The organism is Porphyrobacter sp. ULC335 (assembly GCF_025917005.1).
Taxonomy (GTDB): domain Bacteria; phylum Pseudomonadota; class Alphaproteobacteria; order Sphingomonadales; family Sphingomonadaceae; genus Erythrobacter.
In genome coordinates this window covers 3,609,607-3,618,402 of the sequence record NZ_CP078091.1, presented here as the reverse complement: position 1 = coordinate 3,618,402, position 8,796 = coordinate 3,609,607, and the positions used below count along the sequence as shown (strand labels likewise).

Here is an 8,796-nt window from a genome sequence, read left to right as displayed (position 1 = left end):
GATCCTGCGGAACCCCCCTGTCAGCCAGTATGTAAATCACCCGGGCTGTCCCGCGCCGGGTGGAGTGCATGTAAAGAACGCATCGGCTCTTTGCGCAAGCGAGGACTTTTAAAAAAAGTGAAATAATCCTGTTGACTCACCTGTGACCCGCAGGCTTGCGTTGAAGTATCTGAAATACATCAATAATCACCAAATTTCGGGTGCGAATCGTGGTGAATCCTGAGATTTGCGCGGGATAGATGTGTCGCGTTTCGCGCAAACGAAAAGAGCCGCGCTGATCCAGCGCGGCTCTTGCGGTTCGGGAACCGGTTTCAACCCGTATTCGCGCCTATGCGCGACTAACGGGATGACCGCGATTCGAATCAGAGAGTGGCGACTCGGCGCGTCAGGCGCGAGAGCTTGCGGGCCACGGTGTTCTTGTGCAGCACGCCGCGTGCCACGCCGCGGGCCATTTCCGGCTGAGCCGCCTTGAGCGCGACAGCGGCCGCTTCCTTGTCACCGGCTTCGCATGCCGATTCGACCTTCTTGATGAAGCTACGGATGCGGCTGATGCGCGCACCGTTGATTTCGGCGCGGGCGGTGTTGCGACGGATGCGCTTCTTGGCTTGCGGCGTATTGGCCATAATTCGTGTCTGTCTCGCGGTTGGTTCGGGCCGCTTGGGGCGACCAGGAAAGTGATGACGGTTTGCTCGAAAACGGGCGAGCGGACGCATGGTCCAACCGCCGGAAAGCAGCGCGCATAGTCAGAACTGCCCCGAAGGTCAACGATTCTCAGAGGCCACGCGTTTCGGCAGCAGATCCATGCTTGTCGGCGGCGTGTGCCGACGCAAGGGCGACCGCCCGCCCGCAGGCGCCCGCAGCGGAGCGAAGGAATAGCGCCGAGGACGCGCCCGCGGAGGCGGGCGCGCAATCAACGTTGGCACACGGGACAAAACCACGTGCTGCGCCCGCCTTGCGCGATGCGCTGGATCACGCCCCCGTCATCGCGGCGGCAGGCTTCCCCTTCGCGGCCATAGACATCGAAGCTGCTGGCGAAATAGCCCAGCTCGCCATCGGGCCGGGCATAGTCGCGCAAGGTCGAGCCGCCGTCGCGGATCGAGGCTTCGAGCACGTCGATGATCGCAGGCACCAGCCGTGCCAATTGCGGCCCGGTGACCTTGCCGGCCGGTTTGGTCGGACGGATGCCCGCGCGCCACAGCGCCTCGCAGACATAGATATTGCCGAGCCCCGCCACGATGCGCTGATCAAGCAGGGCAAGCTTGATCGACAGCACCTTGCCCGCCAGCGCGGCTTTGAGATGCGCCGCCGTCAGCCCCGGCCCCAGCGGCTCCGGCCCGAGCGCGGCGAATTGCGGCCAGCGCTCCAGCACATTGGTTGCCACCAGATCGACCGAGCCAAACCGGCGCGGATCGCACAGCGCGAAGCGGTGGCTTGCGGTCTCCAGCAGCAGATGGTCGTGTGTGTCAGGAGTCTCGGGATCGATTCGCCAGCGCCCGCTCATGCCGAGGTGGAAGATCATCGTCGCACCCCGGTCGAGATGCAGTAGGCCGTATTTCGCCCGCCGCGATAGCGCGGTGACGCTCGCTCCGGTCATCACCTGCACCAGATCGGCGGGGAAGGGGCGGCGCAAGTCGGCGCGATTGAGCTGCACGCGCGTGATCCGCTCGCCCTCAAGGAACTTTGCAAGGCCGCGAACGGTTGTTTCTACTTCAGGTAATTCCGGCATGGTTTGCGCCTGTAACACCCTTTGCCTCGGCGGCAATTGTCTCTAGGGAACCCGGCATGAGCGACACCAACGACGAAACCGTCTCCTTCGGCTACACCCAGGTCACCCCGCAGGAAAAGACCCGCAAAGTGGGCGAGGTCTTCTCCAGCGTCGCGCGCAAATATGACATCATGAACGATGCGATGTCGGGCGGGATGCACCGGCTGTGGAAAGACCGCTTCGTCAAGCGCGTGAAGCCGCAGGCTGGCGAGCAGATTCTCGACATGGCGGGCGGCACCGGCGACATCGCCTTCCGCATGGCGGCGAAGGGCGCGCATATCACTGTCGCCGACATCAATCAGGACATGCTGGACGTGGGCGCCGAACGCGCACTGGAGCGCGGCTTTGACGAGGAAGACGGCAGCCTCGTCTTCACCTGCCAGAACGCGGAAAGCGTGAGCTTCGCCTCCAACACCTTCGATGCCTACACCATCGCTTTCGGCATCCGGAACGTCACCCACATCGACCGCGCTTTGGCCGAGGCGCTGCGCGTGCTGCGCCCCGGCGGACGGTTCTTCTGCCTCGAATTCTCGACCGTTGAATGGTCGGGGCTGAAAGAAGCTTACGACATCTATTCCGAGCATCTGCTGCCGCGCATGGGCCAGATGATCGCCGGTGATGCGGACTCCTATCGCTACCTCGCGGAGTCGATCCGCAAATTCCCGCCGATGCCCGCCTTCGAGCAGATGATCCGCAGCGCGGGCTTCGCCAATACCAAGGTTGAGCCCATCATGGGCGGCCTCGTCGCAATCCACTCGGGGTGGAAGATCTAGGCACGTGACCAGTTCCGTCGTCCATCTTTCGCGGCTTGCCCGCTGGGGCGTGACGCTGGCGCGCCGCCGCGCGCTGGTGGGGATCGAGAATGATCCCAATGCGCCGCTCCCGGTGCGCCAGTTCGTCCGCCTGGCGCGGCTCGCCACGCTGACGGGGAAGAACGGCCCGCGCGATTATGCGGGCGCGTTCCGCGCCATCGGCCCGGCGGCAATCAAGCTTGGCCAGAGCCTTGCCACGCGCCCCGATCTGGTCGGCGACGAGGCGGCGAATAATCTGCTGAGTTTGCAGGACAGCCTGCCGCCGGTCCCGTTCTCGCAGATCAAGGCGGCGATCGAATCGAGCTTCGGTCAGCCGATCGAAAAGCTGTTCAGCGAGATTGATCCCGCGCCCGTCGGCGCGGCCTCGATCGCGCAGGTCCACAAGGCCGTCACCACCGACGGCCGCAGTGTCGCGGTCAAGGTGCTGCGCCCCGGCATCCGCGAGAAATTTGCCCGCGACATTACCACCTATGAATGGGCCGCCGCTCATGTCGAAGCGATGGGCGGGGAGGCCAGCCGCCTGCGCCCGCGCCTCACCATCGCCAATTTCAAGCGCTGGACCAATTCGGAACTCGATCTGCGCCGCGAAGCCGCCTCGGCCAGCGAACTGGCCGAGCAGATGGCGGGCGTTCCCGGCTATCGCATCCCCGGCATCGACTGGGACCGCACCAATGGCCGTGTGATGACCATCGAGTGGATCGACGGCATCAAGATCAGCCGCGTCGATGAACTGCGCGCGCGCGGCCATGATCTCGCCGCACTTTCGGAAAAGCTGGTGATCAGCTTCCTGACGCAGGCGATCAGCGCCGGGTTCTTCCATGCCGACATGCATCAGGGCAACCTGTTCGTGGAGGATGACGGCACCATCGTTGCCATCGATTTCGGCATCATGGGCCGGATCGACCGCCGCGCGCGGCAATGGCTGGCGGAGATCCTCTACGGGCTGACCACTGGCAATTACCAGCGCGTCGCCGAAATCCATTTCGAGGCGCAATATGTGCCCAGCTACCATTCGGTCGGCGAATTCGCCACGGCGCTGCGCGCTGTGGGTGAGCCGATGCGCGGCAAGCCGGTGAAGGAACTCTCTGTCGGCCAGATGCTTGACGGGCTGTTCGCGATCACCCGCGATTTCGACATGCAGACCCAGCCGCATCTGTTGCTGCTACAAAAGACGATGGTGATGGTCGAAGGCATCGCCACCCAGCTCAATCCCGACATCAACATGTGGGATACCGCCGCGCCCTATGTCCGGTCGTGGATCCGTGACGAGCTGGGGCCGGAAGCGGCGCTTGCCCAGCGGATCAAGGACGACACCGACACGCTGCTGCGGCTGCCCGGCCTGATCCGGCGGCTGGAGGAGAAGTACCCGCCCAAGGGCGGCGCGCCCGAAACGCCGCCGCTGCCGCACATCCCGCTGATCACCGACAGGCGCGAAGGGCGCGGATGGCTCGGCTACCTCGTCACGGCTCTGGCCGGCGCGGGCGCGGTGTGGGGCGCAGTCGCGGCTGGCTGGATCGGATGATCCTGCCGGTCGGCGGGACCCTATCGCTGCTGGCAAGGTGGGAGGCGCTCGGCCGCCCCTTTGCACATCTTTCCCGCCGGGGCGCGGCGCTGGTGCTGGCCGTGCTGATGGCTGCGATGGCATGGAGCGCGTGGGCGAATGCGCCGGACGAGCAAGCCGTGCCCGCGCGTGTCGCCACGACAACCGCCACGCCCGCTACGACTGACAGGCCGAGAGGCGACATGGCGCTGTATGCCCGCATCAACGCGCGCATGGCGGCGGGCGCGGGCTATTACGCCGCAGCTTTGAACGAGCAGCGGGAAAGCCATTACCCGACGCGGCCCTTCGTCGCGGTGCGCCTGCCGACGCTGGCGTGGCTGCAAGCGCTGATCGGCGCAGACGGTGTGCGCTATCTGGCGATGGCGGTGGTGCTGGCCTGCCTGTGGGCGCTGAACACCCGGCTGGCGACTCTGGCGAGCCTTGAGGAACGGATCATTGCCAGTGCGCTGCTGGTGGCGGGCGGCGCCGCGGCGCTGTCGCCTGTGGCGGGGTTCGACCATGATTTCGTCGCAGGATTGCTGCTCTCGCTGGCGCTGCTGCTCTACCGGGCGGACCGCTGGTGGCCTGCGCTGCTGGCGGCAGGCGCGGCGCTGGCGGTGCGCGAGCTGGCCGCGCCTTTCGTGCTGCTGTGGCTGGGCTTTGCCATCGCCGGGCGACGCTGGCGCGAGGCGGGGGCGCTCGCAGTGCTGCTGGCATTCTTCGCCGCCGGAATGGGCCTGCACGCGCTGGCGGTCGGCGCGGAGAGGCTCCCCGGCGATCTCGGCTCGCAGGGATGGGGCGCCCTGTCGGGCTATGGCCTACCGCTGACCGGACTGGGCCAACTGACCGGATTGCGATTTCTCCCCGCCAGCCTCGCCGCGCCCATCGCAATTCTGCCTCTCCTTGGCTGGGCGGCAATTGGCGGACGGATTGGCCTGTTCGCGCTGCTATGGTTCGGCGGGCTGGCCACCATGTTGGCCCTGTTCGCGCGGCCCGAGAACTTCTACTGGGTGGAGCTTGCACTGCCCGCCTATGCCATCGGCCTTGCCTTCGTTCCGCGAGGGCTTGCCGAACTGGGTCGCGCCGTTGCAAGGCAAACTTAACCAAGCTTTGCCATGGAAGTGGCTTCGACTATGTCTGACACCCCGGAGCGTGGCGCGAAAGGCGATTGCGAGATGAGCGTACAGGAGGCGGCAGCGGGAAAACACCCTCGCATCCTGCTGGTCGTGGGCGGCGGGATCGCGGCCTACAAGGCCTGCGAACTGGTTCGCCTGATCCGCAAGGGCGGGGGCGATGTCACTTGCGTGATCACCCGCGGCGGGCAGCAATTCGTCACCCCGATGGCGCTTGCCGCCTTGTCCGAGAATCAGGTCTACACCAACCTGTTCGACCTCAAGAACGAGGCCGAGATGGGGCATATCCAGTTGAGCCGCGAGGCCGATCTGGTGGTCGTCTGCCCGGCAACGGCGGACCTCCTTGCCAAGATGGCGACCGGCATTGCCGATGACCTTGCCACCACGCTGATCCTCGCCACCGACAAGCCGGTGATGGCCGTGCCCGCGATGAACGTGCGGATGTGGGATCACGAGGCAACCCAGCGCAATATCAATCTGCTCAAGGCGGCGGGCGTCAATGTGCTCCAGCCCGACGAGGGCCCCATGGCCTGCGGCGAGTTCGGCTATGGCCGCCTGCCCGAGCCCGAGGCAATCTGGCGTGAGATTGCCGCGCATTTCGGTATCGAAGTTCCCGAACCGCAGCAGGCGTTGCTGGCCGCGCCCGCGAAGCAGCTTGCCGCGCCGATGGTCGAGGTCGAAGCGCTCGAGCCCGAGGAAGAGGATGATGGCGACGCCGCTATCCCTGCGGGCGGCATTGGCGGCTTCTTCTCGCGCATCATCCCGCGCTCGACCGCCAAGCGCACGCATGACGAGATCGAGGCCGAATACGAAGACCTGCCCGATCCGGCGGAAGAGGATCTGCCTTTCGAAGAGGAACCCGTTCCGGACTTCGCGCCGGATCTGGAGGGCCCGCTGCTCGCCCGCAAGGGCAAGGCCAACGCCGCGCCCCCGATGGACGCGGCCGCGCTCAACCACCTGATCGATCCGCGCCGGTTGCCGCCCGAACGGCAGGCCCCCGAAGTGCCCGAGGAGATCGAGGCCGATCTTGGCGAAGTCACCGAAGGCGAGGATTTCGGCCTTGCGCCCGCGCACCGTCCGCTGGCGGGACGCCACGTGCTCGTCACCGCCGGGCCGACCTGGGAAGCGATCGATCCGGTGCGCTACATCGCCAACCGGTCGAGCGGGAAGCAGGGCTTTGCCATCGCCGCCGCCGCCGCAGCGATGGGCGCGCGGGTGACTCTGGTGGCAGGGCCGGTGGCGCTCAAGACCCCGGCGGGTGTCAGCCGTATCGATGTGGAAAGCGCCAACGACATGGCCGCCGCGGTCAAGCGCTCGCTGCCCGCCGATGTCGCGGTGATGGTCGCCGCGGTCGCCGATTGGCGGCCCAAGGAATATCGCGGCGAGAAGATCAAGAAGCGCGGCGATGCCCCGCCTGCGCTGATGCTGACCGAAAACCCCGACATCCTCACCAATGTCGCCACCGCACAGCGCCGCCCCGAACTGGTGATCGGCTTTGCCGCCGAAACCGAGAACATGCTCGAACACGCCAAGGCCAAGCGCAAGCGCAAGGGCGCCGACTGGATCGTCGCCAATGACGTGAGCGGAGACGTGATGGGCGGGGATCGGAACCGCGTCACCATCATCCACGGCGATGGCATCGAGGTGCTGGACGACATGCCCAAATCGGCGGTCGCGATGGCGCTGGTCGAACGGATCGCGGCAACATTGCACGCTGAGGCGGCGGAATGAGCCTTCCCGTCGGCGTGCAAATCAAGCGCCTGCCCCACGGCGCAGGCCTGCCGCTGCCCGCCTATGCCACGGCGGGCGCGGCTGGGATGGATGTGGTGAGCGCCGAGGAGGTGACAATTGCCCCCGGCGCGCGCCATGCCGTCGCCACCGGCTTGGCGATGGCGATTCCGGCCGGATACGAAATCCAGGTCCGCCCGCGTTCAGGACTGGCGCTGAAGCATGGCATCTCGGTGCCTAACACCCCCGGCACCATCGATTCTGACTATCGCGGCGAGTTGAAGGTGATCCTCATCAACCTCGGCACTGAACCCTTCGCGATTCAGCGCGGCGACCGCGTGGCGCAGCTGGTGCTGGCCCCGGTGGTGCAGGCGGCGTGGGACGAGGTTGCGGAGCTTGACGCAACCGAGCGCGGCGAGGGCGGCTTCGGCTCGACCGGAGGGCATGCCAAGCTCTGAGGCTTGACGCCGCGCCCCGCGCGCAGCAAACTTCCTGCTGTCCGACCTATTGGAAGCTTCATGTCCGAGAATGTGATCCGCTGACGAGCCTTTGCGCGGTCTGATCCCGCGCAAGGCTGATCGTGTCGCCGCCGCAAGCAAGGCTTGCCGCGGCGCCTGTCAGCGTATCTTCTCAGGATAATTCCCTTGAACATCTCAAGAAACGAGCAGCGCACGCTGCACGCGCTCGCGCAGGGCGGGCAGATCCATTACCGACGCGATGCACATGGCAAGATCTACGAAGTCGATTGCTTCAACCGTGACGGCTTTCGGCTCGTCGACTGCAATCTGGCGGTTTTCAACCGGCTGCTGCGGCGGCGACTGATCCGCAGCGAGGCGGGCCAGCCCTATCGCATCACCCGCGATGGGCTGGCGGCGGTCAGGGCGCAGGTGGATAACCGCTAGGACAGCTTCGCCAGCAATGAATAGGCGGCGACCCTCGCGGCGCCGCCTATTCATCGGCAAGGCCTTGCCAAGGATCATCGCAAAAACCCCGCGACTTGCCGCCAGTCACTTGTCAACTAAATAAGTTGAGTTACTTTCTCCTGAGTCGGACCATACCAATGGACGGTCATTCACACGCTTTAAGGAGCGCCGAAATGGCCCATCAACTTGAACTCGACGCAGACCGGCTGCGGGATGATCCGCTGATCCTCGTCATCCCCGGCCTCAACAACAGCAACGAAAACCATTGGCAATCGCATTGGGAGGCAAAAATCCCGGATTGCGAGCGGGTGGATCTGGGAATGTGGGACGATCCGCATCGCAACACCTGGGTCAACAAGATCAACCTTGCGGTGCACCGCGCCGGGCGTCCGGTGATCCTCGTCGCGCATTCGCTCGGCTGCCAGGCGGTCGCGTGGTGGGCGGAATACGAGCAGCCCGCTTATGGCAACCCGGTGGTCGGCGCGCTGCTGGTGGCGCCGCCCGATGTCGAGCGGCCCGGCGTGGACGAACGCCTCGCTCGGTTCGCCCCCGCGCCGCGCCGCGCATTGCCGTTTCCCGCGTTCCTCGCCGCGAGCGAGAACGACCACCATTGTTCGCTGCGCAACGCGCGCGGGCTCGCGCAGGATTGGGGTGCCACCTTCGCCTATGCGGGCTCGATCGGCCATATCAACGCGGATTCCGGGATCGACGACTGGGCCTTCGGCCAGCTCCTGCTCGCCCAGCTGCTGCGCGAACACCGCACCCGGCAGGGCACTGGGCGGAGCGAGGAAACGGCGACCCGCCGCCGCGCTGCCGCGCGCTACACCCGCTTGCCGTGGATCCAGAGCGCCGAGGACGGGCGACGCGCGAGCGAGTGGTGACGGCCTCGGCGGGG

9 protein-coding genes are annotated in these 8,796 nt (G+C 65.9%); 7 read left to right on the top strand and 2 right to left on the bottom strand.

What is annotated here, in order from left to right; translation table 11 throughout:
- Window positions 1–362 precede the first annotated feature (362 nt).
- Together rpsT and mutM are read right to left on the bottom strand one after the other, a co-directional pair.
- Window positions 363–623 (bottom strand): 30S ribosomal protein S20, encoded by a 261-nt coding sequence (gene rpsT / locus KVF90_RS17350; protein ID WP_160759329.1) that lies wholly within the window; start codon window positions 621–623, stop codon window positions 363–365.
- A gap of 287 nt (window positions 624–910) precedes the next feature.
- Window positions 911–1,726, bottom strand: a complete 816-nt coding sequence (gene mutM / locus KVF90_RS17345) for a bifunctional DNA-formamidopyrimidine glycosylase/DNA-(apurinic or apyrimidinic site) lyase (RefSeq protein ID WP_264392800.1) — start codon at window positions 1,724–1,726, stop codon at window positions 911–913.
- A 56-nt stretch (window positions 1,727–1,782) separates the two neighbouring features.
- Between mutM and KVF90_RS17340 the strand changes: the two genes are divergently transcribed.
- The 7 genes from KVF90_RS17340 to KVF90_RS17310 all read left to right on the top strand — a co-directional run bounded on the left by KVF90_RS17340 (window position 1,783) and on the right by KVF90_RS17310 (window position 8,782).
- On the top strand, window positions 1,783–2,538 hold the full coding sequence (locus tag KVF90_RS17340; protein ID WP_264392799.1) for a class I SAM-dependent methyltransferase: 756 nt from the start codon (window positions 1,783–1,785) through the stop codon (window positions 2,536–2,538).
- A gap of 4 nt (window positions 2,539–2,542) precedes the next feature.
- Window positions 2,543–4,099, top strand: a complete 1,557-nt coding sequence (ubiB, locus tag KVF90_RS17335; protein ID WP_264392798.1) for a 2-polyprenylphenol 6-hydroxylase — start codon at window positions 2,543–2,545, stop codon at window positions 4,097–4,099.
- A complete protein-coding gene (locus tag KVF90_RS17330) occupies window positions 4,066–5,220 on the top strand; it encodes a hypothetical protein (RefSeq protein ID WP_264392797.1) in 1,155 nt (384 codons plus the stop codon). The genes ubiB and KVF90_RS17330 overlap by 34 nt, the downstream gene beginning before the upstream one ends.
- A gap of 72 nt (window positions 5,221–5,292) precedes the next feature.
- Window positions 5,293–6,981, top strand: a complete 1,689-nt coding sequence (locus KVF90_RS17325; RefSeq protein WP_264394585.1) for a bifunctional phosphopantothenoylcysteine decarboxylase/phosphopantothenate synthase — start codon at window positions 5,293–5,295, stop codon at window positions 6,979–6,981.
- On the top strand, window positions 6,978–7,436 hold the full coding sequence (dut, locus tag KVF90_RS17320; protein ID WP_264392796.1) for a dUTP diphosphatase: 459 nt from the start codon (window positions 6,978–6,980) through the stop codon (window positions 7,434–7,436). The genes KVF90_RS17325 and dut overlap by 4 nt, the downstream gene beginning before the upstream one ends.
- Window positions 7,437–7,622: 186 nt before the next feature.
- On the top strand, window positions 7,623–7,880 hold the full coding sequence (locus KVF90_RS17315; protein ID WP_264392795.1) for a YjhX family toxin: 258 nt from the start codon (window positions 7,623–7,625) through the stop codon (window positions 7,878–7,880).
- A 194-nt stretch (window positions 7,881–8,074) separates the two neighbouring features.
- Window positions 8,075–8,782, top strand: coding sequence for an RBBP9/YdeN family alpha/beta hydrolase (locus KVF90_RS17310; protein WP_264392794.1), 708 nt, complete (start codon window positions 8,075–8,077; stop codon window positions 8,780–8,782).
- Window positions 8,783–8,796 lie beyond the last annotated feature (14 nt).

Bases quoted from the DNA above. Each gene is read 5' to 3' on its own strand.
- rpsT (WP_160759329.1), bottom strand. From the start codon at position 623: ATGGCCAATACGCCGCAAGCCAAGAAGCGCATCCGTCGCAACACCGCC.
- KVF90_RS17340 (WP_264392799.1), top strand. From the start codon at position 1,783: ATGAGCGACACCAACGACGAAACCGTCTCCTTCGGCTACACCCAGGTC.
- mutM (WP_264392800.1), bottom strand. From the start codon at position 1,726: ATGCCGGAATTACCTGAAGTAGAAACAACCGTTCGCGGCCTTGCAAAG.
- KVF90_RS17325 (WP_264394585.1), top strand. From the start codon at position 5,293: ATGAGCGTACAGGAGGCGGCAGCGGGAAAACACCCTCGCATCCTGCTG.
- dut (WP_264392796.1), top strand. From the start codon at position 6,978: ATGAGCCTTCCCGTCGGCGTGCAAATCAAGCGCCTGCCCCACGGCGCA.
- KVF90_RS17310 (WP_264392794.1), top strand. From the start codon at position 8,075: ATGGCCCATCAACTTGAACTCGACGCAGACCGGCTGCGGGATGATCCG.